18 protein-coding genes are annotated in these 18,600 nt (G+C 36.5%); 11 read left to right on the forward strand and 7 right to left on the reverse strand.

All coding sequences use genetic code 11. The features are described 5' to 3' along the window. The first annotated feature begins 97 nt into the window (after positions 1–97). Entirely contained in the window at positions 98–493 is a 396-nt protein-coding gene (locus AB2U10_RS11265; RefSeq protein WP_367914604.1) for a helix-turn-helix domain-containing protein, read from the forward strand. Here AB2U10_RS11265 and AB2U10_RS11270 read toward each other — a convergent pair whose 3' ends face one another. The 3 genes from AB2U10_RS11270 to AB2U10_RS11280 all read right to left on the reverse strand — a co-directional run bounded on the left by AB2U10_RS11270 (position 494) and on the right by AB2U10_RS11280 (position 6,087). Continuing rightward, positions 494–3,400: a type IV secretory system conjugative DNA transfer family protein gene (locus AB2U10_RS11270; protein WP_367914603.1), complete on the reverse strand. Its 2,907-nt coding sequence runs from the start codon at positions 3,398–3,400 to the stop codon at positions 494–496. Between the two features lie 2 nt (positions 3,401–3,402). Next, a complete protein-coding gene (locus AB2U10_RS11275) occupies positions 3,403–3,882 on the reverse strand; it encodes a hypothetical protein (protein ID WP_367914602.1) in 480 nt (159 codons plus the stop codon). Positions 3,883–4,923: 1,041 nt separating this feature from the next. Next, a complete protein-coding gene (locus tag AB2U10_RS11280) occupies positions 4,924–6,087 on the reverse strand; it encodes a type IV secretory system conjugative DNA transfer family protein (protein WP_367914601.1) in 1,164 nt (387 codons plus the stop codon). A gap of 174 nt (positions 6,088–6,261) precedes the next feature. On the opposite strand from AB2U10_RS11280, the gene AB2U10_RS11285 reads away from it, so the two are divergent. Together AB2U10_RS11285 and AB2U10_RS11290 are read left to right on the forward strand one after the other, a co-directional pair. Beyond that, positions 6,262–6,543, forward strand: coding sequence for a hypothetical protein (locus tag AB2U10_RS11285; protein WP_367914600.1), 282 nt, complete (start codon positions 6,262–6,264; stop codon positions 6,541–6,543). After that, positions 6,527–8,299, forward strand: coding sequence for a recombinase family protein (locus tag AB2U10_RS11290; RefSeq protein WP_367914599.1), 1,773 nt, complete (start codon positions 6,527–6,529; stop codon positions 8,297–8,299). Before AB2U10_RS11285 ends, AB2U10_RS11290 begins: the two co-directional genes overlap by 17 nt. 4 nt (positions 8,300–8,303) lie before the next feature. Here the strand turns inward: AB2U10_RS11290 and AB2U10_RS11295 are convergent, their stop codons facing one another. Further along, positions 8,304–9,101, reverse strand: coding sequence for a hypothetical protein (locus AB2U10_RS11295; RefSeq protein ID WP_367914598.1), 798 nt, complete (start codon positions 9,099–9,101; stop codon positions 8,304–8,306). A 405-nt stretch (positions 9,102–9,506) separates the two neighbouring features. On the opposite strand from AB2U10_RS11295, the gene AB2U10_RS11300 reads away from it, so the two are divergent. The 4 genes from AB2U10_RS11300 (at position 9,507) to AB2U10_RS11315 (ending at position 14,377) form a co-directional block, all read left to right on the forward strand. Then, positions 9,507–10,391, forward strand: coding sequence for a homing endonuclease associated repeat-containing protein (locus AB2U10_RS11300; protein ID WP_367914597.1), 885 nt, complete (start codon positions 9,507–9,509; stop codon positions 10,389–10,391). A gap of 49 nt (positions 10,392–10,440) precedes the next feature. After that, positions 10,441–12,408 (forward strand): P-loop NTPase fold protein, encoded by a 1,968-nt coding sequence (locus tag AB2U10_RS11305; protein WP_367914596.1) that lies wholly within the window; start codon positions 10,441–10,443, stop codon positions 12,406–12,408. A 46-nt stretch (positions 12,409–12,454) separates the two neighbouring features. After that, positions 12,455–13,234 carry a hypothetical protein gene (locus tag AB2U10_RS11310; RefSeq protein WP_367914595.1) on the forward strand — a complete coding sequence of 260 codons (780 nt, stop codon included), beginning with the start codon at positions 12,455–12,457 and terminating at the stop codon, positions 13,232–13,234. Positions 13,235–13,384: 150 nt separating this feature from the next. After that, positions 13,385–14,377, forward strand: coding sequence for a hypothetical protein (locus tag AB2U10_RS11315; RefSeq protein ID WP_367914594.1), 993 nt, complete (start codon positions 13,385–13,387; stop codon positions 14,375–14,377). Positions 14,378–14,412: 35 nt separating this feature from the next. Here AB2U10_RS11315 and AB2U10_RS11320 read toward each other — a convergent pair whose 3' ends face one another. Continuing rightward, positions 14,413–14,964, reverse strand: a complete 552-nt coding sequence (locus AB2U10_RS11320; protein WP_367914593.1) for a hypothetical protein — start codon at positions 14,962–14,964, stop codon at positions 14,413–14,415. 160 nt (positions 14,965–15,124) lie between these two features. Further along, positions 15,125–15,430 (reverse strand): hypothetical protein, encoded by a 306-nt coding sequence (locus tag AB2U10_RS11325; protein WP_367914592.1) that lies wholly within the window; start codon positions 15,428–15,430, stop codon positions 15,125–15,127. A gap of 117 nt (positions 15,431–15,547) precedes the next feature. Here AB2U10_RS11325 and AB2U10_RS11330 point away from each other — a divergent pair, with 117 nt between their 5' ends. The 4 genes from AB2U10_RS11330 to AB2U10_RS11345 all read left to right on the forward strand — a co-directional run bounded on the left by AB2U10_RS11330 (position 15,548) and on the right by AB2U10_RS11345 (position 17,899). After that, positions 15,548–16,375, forward strand: a complete 828-nt coding sequence (locus AB2U10_RS11330; RefSeq protein WP_367914591.1) for a hypothetical protein — start codon at positions 15,548–15,550, stop codon at positions 16,373–16,375. A 365-nt stretch (positions 16,376–16,740) separates the two neighbouring features. Next, positions 16,741–16,995 carry a helix-turn-helix domain-containing protein gene (locus AB2U10_RS11335; RefSeq protein ID WP_367914590.1) on the forward strand — a complete coding sequence of 85 codons (255 nt, stop codon included), beginning with the start codon at positions 16,741–16,743 and terminating at the stop codon, positions 16,993–16,995. A 183-nt stretch (positions 16,996–17,178) separates the two neighbouring features. Next, positions 17,179–17,436, forward strand: coding sequence for a hypothetical protein (locus tag AB2U10_RS11340; RefSeq protein WP_367914589.1), 258 nt, complete (start codon positions 17,179–17,181; stop codon positions 17,434–17,436). Continuing rightward, positions 17,417–17,899, forward strand: a complete 483-nt coding sequence (locus AB2U10_RS11345; RefSeq protein WP_367914588.1) for a hypothetical protein — start codon at positions 17,417–17,419, stop codon at positions 17,897–17,899. The genes AB2U10_RS11340 and AB2U10_RS11345 overlap by 20 nt, the downstream gene beginning before the upstream one ends. Before the next feature lie 81 nt (positions 17,900–17,980). Here AB2U10_RS11345 and AB2U10_RS11350 read toward each other — a convergent pair whose 3' ends face one another. Then, the gene (locus AB2U10_RS11350; RefSeq protein ID WP_367914587.1) at positions 17,981–18,568 is read right to left on the reverse strand and encodes an NYN domain-containing protein; all 588 of its coding nucleotides are present in this window, start codon (positions 18,566–18,568) and stop codon (positions 17,981–17,983) included. Positions 18,569–18,600: the final 32 nt, after the last annotated feature.

Consider the following 18,600-nt stretch of genomic DNA (forward strand, 5'->3'; position numbering starts at 1 on the left):
TAATTTCGACCCAAAGATGTAAGGGGTTAGAAAAAATCCCTATTAACCAGTTTAATAAAATATTACTGATACAATTTTTCTTTATACCTTTGATACCATGTACGGAGCAAAAATTAGAATGATACGTGAAATGAGGGGACTTTCTCAGGAGAATGTCGCCGATAGCCTTAATATTTCTCAAAGTACATACTCTCTCTATGAAAGTAACAAAATCGCTGTTACAACTGATATGCTCGATAAAATTGCCAAGGTTCTTGATGTAAATCCCGCTGACTTGGTGAATCAGCAGCCAGTTGTGTTTCATATACCAAATAATAGGGGGACAAAGGTAGGATATATAAATGAGTATAATTCTGATTCTCAGGATGCTTCTCAGAAAGTGAAAGAACTATATGAAGCACTCCTCACCGCAAAGGATGAGACGATTGCCTCAAAAAATATAGAGATTGAACGCCTGCAAAAGATTATAGAAAAGCTCTTGGGCGATAAGTAATCATGGCTTTGTGTTCTTTGCGATACTCTCTATAATTGCTCGTTTAATCTGAGCCTCTTCCGGTGTGATAGCTTTATGCTGCACTTTGACCCTATACCCCTTCTTTCGCTCCTCAATGACGGTATCCGGTGTCTTTTGTTGTAATTGGGTGATAAGTTCCTGAACAGAGCCAATAGATACTATATCAGAGCGTAGCTGCATTTCTTGTACCAATTGCCTCAATCTTTGACGGGTACCAATATCTTCTACACACGCAAAGACTTTTGTGTAATTTGCTGCGATACACTTTTGGATATTATGTATTTCCCACTGAGCATCTGTTGTTTCAGAAATTTCCACCGCAATACTTTCTCCATTTCTTTCAAGCAGAATATCAACCCTGCCTTTCCCGTCAGGAGTCGGCATTTCAAGCGAAGCCTTGTACCCTTGGCTTTCGGCAACCTTTTTAATCAGTAGCTGATAATATCTATGCTGCGTTGGAGCTTTTGGTGGTGGAGTGGGTCGTTTTGAGGTAGTTGGTGGGGGAGAAGGAATCTCTTGTATCGGGAGGGCTGGTGACTCTACCGCTACCACTTCAACCGGCAGTATTTTGCTATACGTATTACGTGAGTACTGTATGATTTCGGAAATAAATCCTGCCTCTTTGGAAGGAAGCAGGGTTGTAGCAATTAGTGAAAAGTCATCTTCACGTTTTCCTGCTCTAACAATAGCTTGACCTGCTGGGAGGTTAAGAAAGTCTTCCGGAGCGAAGGAGTGAAACGACCCGGCTAATCGTTTGGCATCATTGTCACCCAATCGGAAACAAATTCGGGTATATGCCGAGGCTGTGGCAGCAGCCAGAGTTGAATCAACACCAGCTATTTGTTCCATATTTTGGTGTGCCAGTACTAACCCAACACTATACTTGCGAACCCCAGTTAACATTGAGGAGAGCGAGGGTGTAATGAAGTGTTGAAATTCGTCCAGGTACATGAAAAACGGCTTTCGTTTATCCTCTGCAATTGCTTGCCTTGCCATTGCGGCTTGCTGCAGTTTAGAGACAATGAATGTTCCTAACAGATAGCTGTTTTCCGCTCCAATGATACCTTCTGATAGCTTCATTAAAATGATTTTATTCTCATCCATCAGGGCTTGAAAATTCAACCCTTCTTTTTGAGAAACCATTTGACGAATCAACTTTGGACGGAGGAATGTATCAAGACGGGTGAGGATAGAAGCAATGGAGGTTCCTTTGAGGAGAGGGAATTCTTTTTGCCAGTAATAGACAATAGCGGGGTCGGTGACAGTGCGGAGTATTTGTTCTCGGAAGTCTTTTTCAATCAAGAATCGCCTGACATCAGCAATTGTACCGGTACGAGTATTCTCTAAGAACGCAATGATAGTATTTGCGAATATGCTGTTCATCTGGTCTCCCCAGCTTGTACTAAACCGTTTGAATGCCGCCACCAAATCACTTGCTAATACCTCTCTTTCAATATCTGAGTGGGCGGAGAGAATATTTAACCCAACAGGAAACGGGTCATTAGGGTCAATCAGTACCACATCTTTAATTCTCTCTTTTGGTACAAAAGGCAAAATAGATTCAATCAAATCTCCGTGCGGGTCAAAGACGGCAAACCCATGACCGGCAGCAATGTCTTGGGTGATGAGAGAGAGCATGAATGAGGATTTGCGAGAGCCGGAAACGCCAATAATATGAGTGTGCCGGAGGCGTTGTTCGAGTGATAGCGAAACAGTTATTTCTTGCCCATGATGGATATTTTTGCCCAGTACATACGTATGTCCTTGTACACTGCTTGGAGCTGCTTTTGTTGTCTGCAAGCTCTGTATGAGCTTGCTTGTTCCTGTAGAGCTGGTGGGGAAATGTGCGAGTGTACAAAGCTCCTTTATGTTTAACAGCATGCCAAAACGATGCGTTGTTCTATACAGCACATCGTACATTCTATTTTCAAGGGGGTACAACTCCGGGATTAACTCTAACAGATGGTTATGTGGGGACTGAGAGGCAGTGACATATGAGGCTGCTGCCATACTCAGTATTGCTCTTGCTTCGGCTTCACTTGTTGCCTGAGCAATCAAACGAACACAAACGCCCAATATGGGAGAGGAGACCTTTTCGGATGCCAGTCGAGGCATTTCCGGAGCATCAATAAAGAATGAGCTTGAAGAGTTTTCGTCAGAGACGGAAGTTATGATGCTTTCCGTCCAGTCATTTACTGCATGCTTGAAAAGTATTTGTAGCGTGATACGTTGCCCGGCTTGCAGTTGCTCAAATACTCCAAAGAGACTTGTATAACTGTCTGTATTGCCACCGGAAGACATAGCGAGCGGTCTCATAAATTCCTCTGCCAGTCCAAAATCAGTTATTTGGATAAGGGAAGTAAAGTCAATGATTTGGGTAATATAGTCCGTATCTTGTTGTATGCCTAATGAAGGAAAGAATGCTTTAAGTTGGCTATATAGATATGGAGCATCTGATTTGCCACAGATGAGGTATGAAGTGATGTCTTTTTCCGTTCCCACCAGTTCAAAACTGATAGGGTATGAGCAGTGTACGCATACCTTATACAACTGCTCCATTTGCTCTATCCGGATATTCGTATGCTTAGAATAGAGAATGCGATATGCAACTAGCTTAGAGTCTTCTAAAGCCGGGAATGCTATGTATTCCGGTGGGGTATATGAATATCCTTTGGGTTTCTCTGTTGGGAAAAGTTTTTGTATAGCTCGACTGAAGAATGTCTCATGTTTGCCATCATCAATATATGGGGTTTCAACACTATGCCCAAAGAACGGATGAAAAGGAGGTTCAAGGTCAATTGGCTCTTTAGTAACCATCCATCCCCGACCTCGTATTTCCCAGTCATAGAACTGAGTTGTTAATGCCTGTGATTGCGAAAGTCCCATTATCAGTCATGGTTTTTGTTAGCATCTAATGACTTTTTACGGAGTCCTTTTGAGTGTTTTAGCTCTTCAATGGTGGCTTTGATAATTCGTTCAATACTTTCTCTGAATAGTAGTTCAGTATCGAATTGATAAAACGTTTTTTGGCTAGTCCTTTGAGCTATCAATCTCCCTAAGAAGGGGATAGTTAAGAGGATGATAAAAAGAATATTGGTTTGTTCTTTAAGCCACCATGAGACAAAGAAACTTCGTCCGTATGGGGCGGCACAGATATAGAATAGGTACCCTTTGCTTTGAATACAGAGGTATTCTCTTTGGGCTGAAAATGCGCCGCCTTCTGTAAATAGTACTCGGTATAAAGAGAGGTTAGGATATTCAAAGGACTGTACTGCTTGTTCTAATTTGGCATAGAACTCGCGGGCTGAGAGCTGCAAGTCATCAAAGAAAAAAGATGAATGAGCAAGTATAGGGCTGATAGATTTCATAAGTGGCTTTTATAAAGTTCTTTATAAAATTGCACTAATGAAATGGGAATAGCAAGTAATAGCAGATTAAATAGAAGGAGAAATTAATGAATATTCTAATTACAGAGACAAAGATGTAATGATTTAATTTGTTTTACACAATAAATTGTTATAGAAACGTTATACAAGATTGTGGTGGTTAAATTAATTGGAGTTTTTAGAGTTAGAGATATTATTTTAGTACTAGAAATTAAGAATTCTAGTAAATGTAGTTGAAGAAAATGTAGTTGTAATATAAAAGATTTTTGCAAAAGATTTTTGAAAATTAATATAAACCATTAATTTTGTAGGATATAAAGCCCTCCGGCTATTTAGATTTTATATAAATTCTGATAGTTGAGATGGCTTCGTAGCTAATTCTGGTTGTTAAAAGGTAATTAATAAAAAGAACGATGAGAGTCAATATAGCAAATACTGTATTGTGGATACTTAGAGTATTTAAAATTGACAAACACAACTCGTCTATAGTATTATCACAGATAAGAAAATCAATAAATATATTTGCTCTTTTTCTTTATAATTCTTTGAAATGTCCTTTTAAAGAAAGAGACCCCCTTTGTGGGAGTCTCCATGAACGTTTGCTTTACCAAAGTGAGCTTAACAACAAGTAGTAAAGCGGGCTAATCAAGATTTGGATGCCAGCAGTATCTGCTACAACAGATATGCGTAGCTCAAATCGTCTTTTTTTGCCAGGTTTCTTACTCGAAGAGCCTGGCATTTTCTGTTTGTCTTTCATACATTTAATTAATCGATTAAAACTTAATTAATCGATTAGATTTCAAATCAGAGAGCGGATTTTCCGCTTCACGATAGTCTCCCTAAAAAAACAGAAAATAAAAAACGGGAGGATTAAAATTTATCTAACAGCAAAGTTATAGAAAATAATCAAACCATCAAGCTGATAACGTCTCTTAAATAAAAAATAATTTGGAAAATTCTAAAAAGTTTTATATTAAGCGAAAATTCTTCCGAAGTCCAGCTTCGGTTTTAAATTTTTATAGATTATTTTGGAATAAAGGCACTAAACCCCCTCGAACTAGCCCCATCAATAAGGAGTTTTATGTAGATATGAAATCTCGGTAGATTCATAAAATCATCATAGGTAAAGACAGGGTGGAACTCTTTCTCCATCACTTTTGCATCATCAAGTCCTAGTCGAAAACAAATAATAGTACCAACATTCCCTAATATGGCGCTTCGAATATCTGGAGCCAATTGCTCCATAAACTGATGAGTGAGGAACAAGCCAACGCCAAACTTCCTGATTTCGGATAGCATAGTAGAGAAAGAAGAGGAAAGGAATGAATGTGCTTCATCAAGATAGAAATAGAATGGAGTACGTTGTTCCGGAGGAAGTGAAGCCCTTCGCATAGCTGTAACCTGGATAGTAGTTGTGAGGAAACTTCCGATAATGCTTGCTATGTCTTCACCAACAACTCCTTTGGCTAGGTTGCAAAGCAAAATCTTTTGTTCATTAATACAGTATTCAATAGAGATACTTTCTCTTTGTCCGAAAATACCTCTAAGGGTATCATTTGCCAAGAATACTCCAATCTTGTTTAGGATAGGGAGGATTGTGCTTGCTTGGACACTGGGTGTATAGAGTGCATACTCTGTATTCCAGAATGAAAGCATATAGTGATTTTGAGTATGCTGAAGAACCTTCTTCCGGAAGTCTTTATCAACCAATAGAGCATGAATATCAAGCAGGGTAGCATTAGGATAATCAAGGAGCGTAAGTATGACAAATCGTAAAATGTATTCCAATTTATTTCCCCAATTCTCCTCAAACATCTTTTTAAAAATGAGAACTATTTCAGAGGCAACAAGCTGTTTTTGATGTGGCGGTACATTAAACAGAGGGTTAAAAGCCGGAAGAGATTCTATATTGCTGACATCAAATAAAACAACATCTTGTTTCCGGTATTCCGGAATACTTTGCATAATTCTTTCGATAGTGTCTGCATGAGGGTCAATAACACAGATACCATTTCCTTTATGAATGTCATCGAGAGCCATATTGCAAAGCAATGTACTCTTTCCGGTACCAGTTTTCCCAATACAGTATATGTGCTGTAATCTGTCTTGAGGTTTAATACCGAATAGTTGATTTCGGTTTCTCCAGTTGGTATAGGCAATGGGGGTGAAGGGTTTTAATTCATACACCTATTCAGTGTATGAACTCTTTAGTTGTTTTTATAGAGACAAGAATGCACGGTTTTCTTTACAAAAATGGGACTTACGAAACACCAACACAGATGAGACCATAAAGAGTATTAAAGGTTTGACAATACGCCGCCATTCTTAGCAGGCTATTGTTTTTTAAATACTCAATATGGTATGGTAACAAAGCTACACAAAGATGAAAATGACGTAATTCTGTTTGAGCCTAACGAGGGGCAACAAACGTCTTTGTGTAGCAACAAAGAGCCGTCATTGTGTTGTCCCTCATTGAGCTCAAATGAAGATGAGCTTTCAGACGAAGCAATCACTATGCTAATAAATGGACTTGGGCAAGTTCTTCGGGGTGCATATAAGGATTTGCTCAAGCAAGGATATGATTTAATTGATGGTCGTATTTGTAAGATAAATCCACAACAGACTAATGAAAGAGAAGAATAAAATTGAAAAAGAGATACTTGCGAAAATCTCTTCCGGACAATATCGAAATGCCTATTTAATTTATAACCGGAAAAGTACAGATGAAGCGGAAAACCAAAAGAATTCAATTGAATATCAGATAGCAGAAAATGTACGGTATGCTACTCGCGAATATTTAGCAATAGCTCCTTTAACGATTACTGGCTTTTGCACCAATGGAATTATCTCAGAAAAGCACTCCGGGTTTAAGGAAGATTTTGATGTGATTGTGAGTGATGATGGTGTAGTGCAGTATCGGATTGATAGACCCAAATTTCAAAAGGTTTTACGGTTTGCCAGCCAAGGATTAATCAAAGGAGTTATTTGTCTTTGTTGGGATAGAATCAGTCGTAATAAAGGTGATGATACCATCATTCGCAAACTGATGAACAAAGGTGTTGATTTCCGTTTTGTCTATGCTACGTATGATAACTCCAGTTCCGGAGCATTACACATGGATATAGATGGTATGTTCTCTCAGCATCATTCGAGGGTAACAAGCGAAAAGGTGAAGTTGGCAACGTGGAATAATAGAGATAAAGGTATATGTACCTTTCTTGCACCAATAGGGTATTTAAATACAGGTACTATGGATAATAAACCATTTGACCCAGTTCGCGCACCCGTCATTAAAAGAATGTTTGAGCTATATGCTACCGGTACATGGAGCATAGCAGATATTGCTCGCTATGCGGCTGACCAAGCACTCACAACGATACCTACTCGCAAAAAAAGGACAAGGGCTGAAATATTAGATGAGACTGTAGACCCCAAGGACATGCCTATGGTTTCCAGTCCACTTCAAAAAAGTCATGTAGGAAGAATTTTATCTAATCCTTTTTATATTGGAAAGATACTCAATTCACAAGGAGAATATATTCAGAGTATTAGTCACAAACCCCTAATATCGGAGAAATTATTTGAGAAAGTTCAAGAGCAACTGACCACAAAGAAAACAAGCATACACTACACCCAAAAACTCGATTATCCGTTTCGGGGTGTAATTCGATGTTCTGAATGTAGAAGAGTGTATACCCCTTATCTTAAGAAGGGTACTGTATATTATCGCTCAAAATGCGATTCTAGCTGCCTAAACACATTTAGGAGTTTTAATTTACCTTTTATGCTAGAGAAAATACAAGAAAAGCTACAAACCCTCTATTTCACTGAAACAGAAATCAAAAGAATTGATATCCAAGTTGACAGCACTCTGACCAAACCAAAAGAGAAGCAGCAAAAGGAAACTGACCAATTAGACCGAAAGAAACGAAAGATTCAGGAAGACCTTTCATATTTAGAAAGCAACAAGCTTGCTCTTTTGAAAGGTGGTGTATATTCTCCGGAATCTTTCATTGAAGAAGTTGCTCGACTGAAAGACGAACTGCTCTCTCTTCAGACAAAAAGAGTGCTTTCAGAGGCTGAACAGATTGAAAATCTGAACCAAGTCAAAAAACTTTCCGAACTCCTAAAAAGCCTTACAGAGCTTTACGGATTTGTAAAAACCGAGCAAAAAGAGGAGATTGTCAGAAATCTGTTTTCCGAACTTTCTTTTTCCGGAAATGCCTTGAAAATTAAGCTCAAATCAGAATTTGAGTGCTTAAAAAGGCGAGTCGTCCTATCATGCTCTCAGGAAGATTGGATTCCTGAATTGATTAATAACGAAAATGATATCACAGCCGCTATTAATAACATAGAAAACTTACTAAATAACAAAAACAAAGATGACTTTATGAAATAGGTTCTTAGTATCGCATTTTAAGGAAGCGAGTAGTTGTAAATTTAGGAATATGAGGTTCAAATCTCTTCAGTTCTCCAAACATATTCATAATTAACAGGTTTGCATTTTCATCCAAAGTGAAAGAACCGTCACGTATAGGTTCAATGTATTCATAAATTGCCCAGGTGATGTTGTTTAAAAACTCAGTAATGTTGCTTATGTGATAATTAAAGATGTCATCATGAAACCATTCATAGAATTCCGGAAGCATTAAATATGCTTGTTCTTCTGATATGGTAATAGAATGGTTAGCCAAAATGGCTATTAAGTCCCTAATTCTTCTATCTAACCGTATAAACCCATGTTTGGAAATATCACCACAGATTTTGATAAAGGAAATTCTACGAATTTCCAAGGTTAGCTCTGTATCTATAGAAGGAAGCCAAACATTATCGACAACACTGATTCCATTTAGCCATGAAATAAAAGCCTCAGTGGCTTTTTGTAGCTGTTTTTGACCATTAATATTATAAATTTGTGGAGCGTGGTAAACCTCACGAATATAAGCAAGATAACCGAGGTCTTTATCCTCGTCTTTTAGTTGATTTAACCCTAAAACTGGTCTTTGGGGACCAGATAAAAGCTCGACTAGTAATATATTGAAAAACTTTTGATGGACTTCAGCATGTGGCCGAACGACAACATCCTTATCTGCATATGGAATTTCTAAAATGCTATTACTGACCATACCATTAATCATATTTACTGTGGCGTACAGGGCAGTAATTTCACTTTCAATATTTTGCTGAGTATTTGATTTCATAAGATATTTATAATTAGTTGCTTATTCTTTAATAATTACTGATGAAAAGTTAGGTATTTATCTACAATATATCAAAATTGTAACTATTATTTGAATCATAAGAACGTGGTTAGCTCAGAATAGTAACATAAATTTACTTAACCCTAAATACTTCTACTAGCATGAGAAGGAAGATAACAAGTGGAGAGTTTTCACAAATTTTAAAAAATCCACCAAGCGATTATATTGAGGAACCAATTAAAAAGAGTAATCAAAATGAACCGGCAATAAATTCCCGATACATAAAAAAGAGAAAAGTGGTATCTTAGTTTTTGGAGAGACTGTTTTTCTTTAAGGTGTTAAACTACGGGTGTAACAATACTATTTTAATTTTGGTATAAAGAGAATTTACTTCTTCTTACTCTTATGAAATTTGAACTCAGCAAACCTACAGACTACAGTGATGAAGCAATGCTGGCAGAAATTAAAAGGGTTGTCCAACTCGTTGAACCTCCGTTGTCTGTAAATAAGTTTGATGAGGTTTCAAAATACCACTCATCAACGATTAGAAGGAGGTTTGGAGGCTGGCTTAGTGCACTTAAAAAAGCAGGCATAAAGGAGGAATACATTCACACTGATAATAGGAAGATTTCGCCTGAAGAGATTATTCAAGAACTGAAAGAGGTTTCTAAAAAACTAAAATCAAAGTCTTTTACGAGAAATGATTTTGAGGCAAATAGTGAGATGACCCGTTTTGTTTTTAAGGGGAGAAATAGCTTTAATATTCTCATGAAGCAAGCGGGGTTAGAAATCCCTTTATCAAGTCGAAAATATACAGACCAAGAGCGATTTGAGAATCTTTTAAATGTTTGGACATATTATGGAAGACAACCAACTTTTTCAGAGATGAAAACTAAACCCTCTGTGGTTGGGCCTAAATCATATGTTATTCGTTGGAAGTCTTGGAAAAACGCACTTATTGCATTTGTTCAGAAGGTTAATTCGGACATAGAGGAAGTACAAAATACAAGTATAGCTGTATCAGAAGAAATACAGGAATCATTAAAGTGCAATGATAAAAAAGGAATAAAAGCAGAGGATAGAAGGGATATCCCTCTTGGGCTTAGGTATGACATTTTGAAGCGGGATAAATTTAGTTGTGTAATTTGTGGTTCTATCCCAAAATATCACAATATTACGCTTGAAATAGACCATATAATCCCTTGGTCAAATGGTGGTAAAACTACTCTGGAAAATCTTAGAACCCTTTGTAATAGATGTAACGGAGGTAAGCGGGATAAGATAGAATAATCTAAAAATAACTCACACATGAGATTTTTCAGCCTAAACAAGACAAGATATGAGTGTAACAGAAGATTCGACTAAAATCAAAAGCCCTATAGAAGAGCCAGTTATAAATTATCTCAATATGAGAACATCCGGAGCTCTGTTAGTTACCGGTAATTGGGGAAGTGGTAAGACATACCATTTGAAAAAATATGTGTTTCCCTTAATTAAAAGTAAAACTGATTTTCTGCCTATTATGGTTTCTTTATATGGGGAAACAGATAAGAGTGGTATCGCACGAAAAGTGTTCTTTGAGTATGCAAATACAATAGGAGGGAATGTGAAATTTAATACAGCCTCGTGGGTTAAGGTGGGTAAAAACATTGCTGAAGCTATTCCTCTTTTTAAGAAATATGTTGATATAAATAAATTGATTGCAGGAGCGGAAGAAAATTTATTTAGATTTTTGCCTTCTAATAAGTTGCTTATATGCTTCGATGATTTTGAGAGAATGAGTGAGAAGATTAAACCAGATGATTTTTTGGGGTTAATAAATGACTTAGTTGAGAATAAGGGGTGTAAGGTGCTAGTAGTGACTAATGAAACTAAAATAGGGATAGCAATAGAGTACAAAGAAAAAACTATTGAGCGAACTATCCATTTTTCACCAGACCTTAGTGAAATCCTCAACGAAATAATAAAAGAATATCCCCAAAATGACTTTAGCCGCTATTTGGATAAAAATAAGATTTTTTTACTAGAAACGCTTACAGTTAATAATCATCCCGGCAAAAAGACAGGTAAAGACTTAAAAGAAAGTTTATCAAATATTAGAACACTAAAATTTGCACTTGACCATTTTAGGATAGTTTTTGAAATACTTATCACTGGTGGAGAAGTTACAGAATTACAAGGAAAACAGCTAAAGAATATTTGGATTTTTATTTTATCTATTTCCATAGAGTTTAGAAAACCTAAGAATATTTCTTATGAAGATAAGCAGGGGTTGGATACTCCCACTTCAGAGGTTATAGACTTTGATTTCAGTCAGGGGATAGCTACAGAGATAAAAGATATTTCGGAAAATGCTCATGAAGAAGTTGATATGACATTTTCTAATGGTTTTAGAGATAAGTATTACAAGAGATTTTCTGAGCAATATATATATTATGATGAATTATACTCTTTAATTACTGCTGGAAAGACAATTAACAAAGAAGTCTTTAATAAGAACTTAGAGGAGAGTTTTAAAATTTCTGAGGGTCAGATAAATCCAGCGCATGAAATTCTTTCTTCATTGATGAGGGATATATGGGAGTTTGGCGATACTGAATTAAAGACAAATCTTAATGAATTACTAAAATATTATGAAGAAGGGGTTTTAGAAGATATTCCATCATACCTAAACGCTACACTGTATTTTACTATTTTTAAGGATATTATTGGAGTTAATGATGTTGATATAGTTACACGTGCAAAAAAGGGGTTAGATATCTTCTTTGAAAGAATAAAGTTTTCTAATTATAATAAATATCACATAAATACAGTATTAGGTAGTTTTGATAGAGCTGAACATAAACCTGTTATTGAATATATAAATGAAAAATTGCGTGCAATAGATTTAGAAAAAGAGAAAGAAAGAGTGAGTGAATTCAAACAGTTATTTGATAGTGATTTTTTGTCTTTCGTAGATGAGTTATCTATAGACCGTATAATAGATACCCCAAGTCGTGCAGAGTTACAACTTCTGGAAACGGAAAAGGTAAAGTCTAAAATGTTGAGCCTAACCCCTAAAGAGGCTAAAGAACTCAAAGCATTTGTTTCAGATAGGTATTTGAAATCAAGTGATATAACCGGTTTAGTTGAAGAGTTGCTGTTTTTAGAGAATTTAAAGAAAGGCATTTCAGAAAGAGACTTTTCTCAGAAAACGTTTACAAATAAGATTATTGAAGAGGCGATACCTGTAATAGAAAAAGCAGAGGAAAAATTATCTGCGGCAGCAAATGCCTATTTGGATACAGAAGAGGTTATTGACGAGTAGCCTACGGATTTTATTTCACTACTTAACGCTAAAGAATTAGTATTTTATGCAAACTGTGCAATCTCACAGTAATTTCAAAGTTCAATCTAATTTGTGGGGAAGTGCAGGTGCTTCGGATATTGTTGCAATTTTGGACGGTATCCTCTCAGAATTCTATGTTCATTTAGACAGAGCCAAAATACCAAGTAAGCAAGTCCATATTACAAGCTCTTTTTCAAAAACACCTCCTACAGACTTCCCGGACATATTCAATACAAAAGCATTTGCATTCATATACCTAACTGCAAAAGATAGGAATTGGAGCCTGTATGTTTATGAACTAGCACACCAGTTATGTCACTTAATAATAGATTCAGACAGTTATAACAAACAGCATCCATTTGCATGGGTAGAAGAATGTCTCTGTGAGCTGGCATCATGGTTTGTCATTCATGAAATGAATATAGGATGGCAAATATTCCCTCCGAATGATGAAACACAAGAGTTTGCTCAATCTCTAAAGGAGTATGCTGATAACACATTCCCATTGCAAGAATTTGACTCTCAGAAGCCCTTTAGTAAGTGGATAGGTGATAACCTTCCAGAACTCTCTAAAAGCAGGTACTTACGGCATAAGAACGTAATAGTTGCAGCTCACCTTTTTCCTTTGTTCATCAATCAAACAAGTCTTTGGACTGCGGTGCAGTATTTGAATCAGGTTACCGTTTCTGATGAAACCACATTGGAACATTTTCTCTATCAGTGGAAAGATGTTTTACCAACAGAGTTGCAAGATTCATTTAATGAAGTGATAAAGCTTTTTTGTGTAAAAGAAGAAAAAAGCTAATTGTTCTACGCTGTTTAAAGCTTTTTTACTCATCCAAGATGATGTGTAATCAAATTACTTTTGCATTGACTAAAGAAAATTTCTAACTTTAGATTAAGATTCACAGTATCATTTGATTAAACGTAACTATTGACCTTAATTTTTACCATTATGATTAAATTGAATACTCTTTTTAGGTATTGCCTGTTTTTATCAGTTAGCATTTTATTGAGTAGCTGCGTAGCAGGGCTGCTTCGCGTATCAGTAGGTAGAGTAGTAGTGCAAACTACGGCAAGGTCTTTTATTTCTAGTACTGCTCGTATAGCCAGAGGGGCTGCAGCAAGGGGTACAAGTAGTAATATTTTAGTAGGAGGATTGACAGCTATGGCTTTAGATGCAAGCGGTCAAGAAATAGTAGTTACAGACCCAGAAGCATTAAATATGATGCTTGGACAACTGTCTATCCGTCAAGTGCCAGGCAAGAGACCTGTATTGTATGAAGTACAAAGTAATGTTTCGCTTGCTGAACTGGAGATAAAAAATGGCAAAATCATCAGTTTAGAAACAGGGGAATCTATAGATATCCCTTCGGATGTATATTTCGCTCACAGATATATTGGTGTCAGGTCCTATCCTGCTTCGAATGCCTCAGTTGTTTCTAATGTAGAAAAGGGAGGAATGGTTGTTATGCTCGAGAAAGGTGAACAGTGGCATATAGTTAAGCATACTAAAGATGGCAAAGAGGTAAGAGGTTTTGTAGCTGCGTCAGCCATTAGCCCTCTTAGAGAGGTAGAAGGTGGAATAGGAGGTAGTGTAATACAACCTTTTAATGATTCTCCTATCAAGGAATATACTCGTACCGATGAATATGATTGCGCGGAGGCTAGAACAGGTAATGCAAAGATTCATAATAAAACTAACATGAGAATGGCAGTTGTTGTTGTTTCTGCATATGTGCCAAGCGACTGGGTGGGATTACCCGGCTATATTCGTCCAGAGAAACATTTGTCATTGGCTCCGGGAGAATCTAAAGAATTGTATAATTTGAAGTCTGACATTTATGAGTACGCGGCTAACTATAATAGAAATGCAATCCCCTATAGCATAGGCGGTCAGTTTAGAATAAAGACCTGTGAGGATACGAATGTTAACATACGACTATAAAAAGCCCCTTAACTAAATTGTTAAGGGGCAAGAACTTACGCTCTCCGGCTGAAAACTTTGGTGTGCTTATACATCATTCCGAGTTCGTATACCCATTGTATGGGAGTATTTGAGATAAACCACTTTTGTTTGCGGAAGTCGAAATAAGCCATAATCAAACTTTTATTTCCGTATTCATCATACGTAGGAAAGATACTTACCGGACTTACCACCGCCTGGAGGTTACCAAAACTATCAGTCATCTGAAGTTTTGGACTAACGGGCAAGGCACCGGCTTCTCCATTCAACTGTCTTGAAATAAGTGACCAGAGATTGTTTGCCATATTCTCCAAGGGGAAGTGTCCTCCCTCTGCATATAAAGAAGGGATATACTTTTTGTGGTATGAATAGTCATCATTTTGAAAAGTATAAGATGCAAACTGGTCTACTCTAATTCCCTTAGAGTGTTTTACAATGTATGAGGCAGATGAGCCAGTACCATCCTCTAAGTGTTCTACATAGCAGTACCTTTGCAAATTGGCAGCAGCAGATTGCCCAAGCGACTGAAATACAGAAAAGGACAGAATAATAAGCAGTATTTTTTTCATCGTTATTGATTTTTGATTGAACATTAATCTGCTTATGTTGTATCACGATGTGCCAAAAAGTCAAGTGGCTTATATTGAGTAAATTATATTCTTTTTTTTCGTGAAATTTGTCTGCGGGAAATTGTAAAAAATAAAAACTGGCATTAAGCCAGTTCTAACATTACCGTTCGTGCGGATAGCACAAGACACAATTGTTATAGTTGAAGTCATCAGGGTCAAACTCTCCGGATTCAAGCGTTTCTTTATTTACTGAATCAATAAAGTACAATTTGGTACCGTTCTCATTTTCAAAAACTTGTAAATAATCAAGTCCTCCTAATTCTGTAACGGCTTTTCGAGTGTCAGAGAATATTTGTAAGATTTCTTCCAGAGGAATAGTTTCATGTACTTCTCGACTAACAAGCATTTTGCCCTTAAACAGGTATGTACCTTCACACTCCTGCGCTTTCCGTATCCATTTTGCCATATTATATTTTTATATGGCAGTATAATTTAGTTTTGTTGTAAGTCAAAATTATAAAAACGTCTGATTCTTAACGAATTAGCGTGAAATAATATATCTTTCGGAAAAATGAACCATATCATGAAAGTTTTTAAGGGAGATATAAAGCCTAATTACAAGCATGTTCTAAAATGGCTTAATAAAAATAGCACTCTAATTCTTTCTGCAGTAGGTGCAACCATAGCATTTTTGTTTACTATGTTTCAAATAGATAAACAACATGAAGCGACTTTGGAATTAGAGAAAAATAGATTAAAAGGCCAGCTTTTGGTAGATATATGGAATAATAGAGATTCATTACACATCAAAAAGAGAATAGAATTTTTAATTGATGCTAAAATTATTGAAGATGAGGATAGTTTGATTAGGAGGCTTGCAGCAACTTCATATAAATTACCATCATTAAAAATCGGCACAACACTGCCATTCGTTACAGTTTCTAGCAGTAAGCACCCTTGCTATATATTTGACTGTGAGCAGAAAGCCGTAACAGTATGGCAAGGAGATACTTTATGGCTACACGTACTATTAGAAAATATGAACGATTTTACCTTTAAGAACGTAGCTATACATACAAATATGAGTAGTTACAGAGGTCAGGGGGGCGAAATAGAATCTAAGTTGTTAATAGGTGGTTATATTAGAGCATCAGATAGAATTGTGTATAAGGTGCTTGATGAGGACATTGATGTAATAAGAGCTCTGGAACTTAGTTATATTAAAAATTCTGCTCAAATTCATCAATTTGTCGGAGGTATTCCTCAATTAATTAATGATGAAGATGTAACTATTACAAGTATAAAATTCAACTTCAAAGAAGTGCCTCCTGGTACGCAATCTATAATCACAATGGCTTTTTTGACAAAAGTGAGGGCTGGTGGAGTAATACGTTTTAAGCCAAATTCTTGACAACAATATATTATGAGGGTACAATGTACTAGATAAAGGTTTACTACAGGTTCTTAGATTTACATGAAGAAATTGTGGTAAATCTTTATCATGATGAAAATAATAATAAAAAGTAAGTATCGTAGCTGTTATTATATAAAACAAATTGTTCAACTGATTTTGTTTTATTTTGTAACAGCGGCTGTGATTTTTATTTGTTCAGGGCTAATTGCAAAGGCTATGATGTATATTTTTCACTAAAGTACCTTTAGGGTACTTTTTTATTTAGTACGTAGAAGTGGGCTCCGAAACAGTAGCCATAACATAAAGTTTCCTTTACAATCTTGTCTCTTTTTTCTCATTTCTATAGTTGCTATCCTATACACATGGAACATGGGAGTCGACCGTTTCCAAATAGGTTACGAACATTCCGTAAAACAGCGGGATTTCAACAACAGTACGTAGCAAAACTATTAGGTCTCAATAATCACCCGTCGCTCTCAGCGTGGGAGCATGGAAAACAAATGCCAAATGGTATGCACTTGATTAAACTCTGTATTCTGTACAATACCACTCCTTCAGAACTCTATCCAGACTTGTATGAAAAAATAAAACAGACAATTGTACCTAAAACACTATAATCCGGAATCCAGTGTTTTGTGAACTGATTTAATACGGTTTGCTTCAATACTCATTTAAAGGGGTATGCTTTTTAACCGTACTTGCTTTTTTTGAAATTCCGGAACGTTCGTTCGTAAATCTATAAAAAAATAAACGTCTAACGAACGTTTATTTTTTATTTATCAGTTAACCAATTACGTGATATGAAAGCAATTAAAAGCTATCTGTTCACACCAAACGAAATACAACTTGCACACGAATTAGCACAAGCACTCGATGATGAAAAATCACTCAATTTCTATTTACATTGTGCGAAAAAATACCCTCACGAATACTTACTGGTGACATTAGCTCACGTTTCTTCCTTGCCGAGCCATTCCATCAAAACGACCAGAGCAAGGCTCTTCACGAGCATTATCACTAAATCAATTTATAACACAAATGACTATACTTGGGATTAGTGTAGGGACAACGCTCACGGGGGTTTGCATTATGCAACGGGGGAAACTGATAGATTGGCAAGCTCATAAATATCAGACCAAATGGTCTGATGAAAAATTGCAAGCTATCGTTAACCAGTATAGAGAGTATTTCAAGAACAACCGCATAAATGCCGTCATGGTTAAGGTACCGCCACTTAGGTATCATAATGAGGAAATCACTCTGATTTTACAGAAATTAGAGGAGATTGTCCGAAAGTATGGTATCACAAAGTATGACCTTATCACACAGGTTGAAATAAAAAATAAGTTCTTAATTCGCAATACTGATGAGTTGATTGAGTGTACTGTGAAGAAATTTCCGGTACTGCAACAGACGTTTCGCAAAGGGGAGCATAACAATCATAAATACTATCGGAAAATATATGAAGCTGTGATGAGTGCATATATTTTCTCTCTGCAATTACAATTTAATAGTGAGTAACAAAAAACGCAGCTTAGTCGCTGCGTTTTGTATTGCAACTATATCTTGCAAAAGATGACACTTTTTGTGCAATGGTATAAGTTAATCTCTGGATATATACGTATCTAAATCGTCAAAACCATCAATTTTTTTAAAGAAACTCGGCTTTGCTTTTCGTGGTACATCAGCATTCTTACGAAGGTCCATAGAACCCATATCTTTAAAATAGACAATTTCAACTTTCTTATTAAGTTCTTGTACTACTTTCATGCCACTCACAAAATCAGCATCATTAGACACTAAAATTGCCGTATCAAACTTATTTAACGCAGCCATACCAACTAGGTCAGCAGTTAGTTTTGTATCAAGATTTTTCTCTTGTAGGTTTCCTTTTGTTCCATTTACGGTTGCATAGTGAACAGTAACCCCCTGAGTTTTTTCAATTAAACTGTAGTACTTCATTGCGAATTTGTACCTGTTTTTGTCTGCTTCATCTCCGGTCATAAGATATGCTGGTGGTGGAGCACAATAGAATCCAATGTAGACAATGTTTCTATTTCCAGCCAGTTTTTTCGCAAGGTGCTCTGGGCTGTACAAAGAATTCCACCAGTATTGACCCGTCTTTTGCAATTTTTTTATGGATTGCAAAACATTGCTATTGTCTATAAATATAGCGACACGATTTGTCATGTCGGGTATTGTATCATAAAAAACAAAACCCC

It is taken from the genome of Leadbetterella sp. DM7, assembly GCF_040829825.2.
Taxonomy (GTDB): Bacteria; Bacteroidota; Bacteroidia; order Cytophagales; family Spirosomataceae; genus Leadbetterella.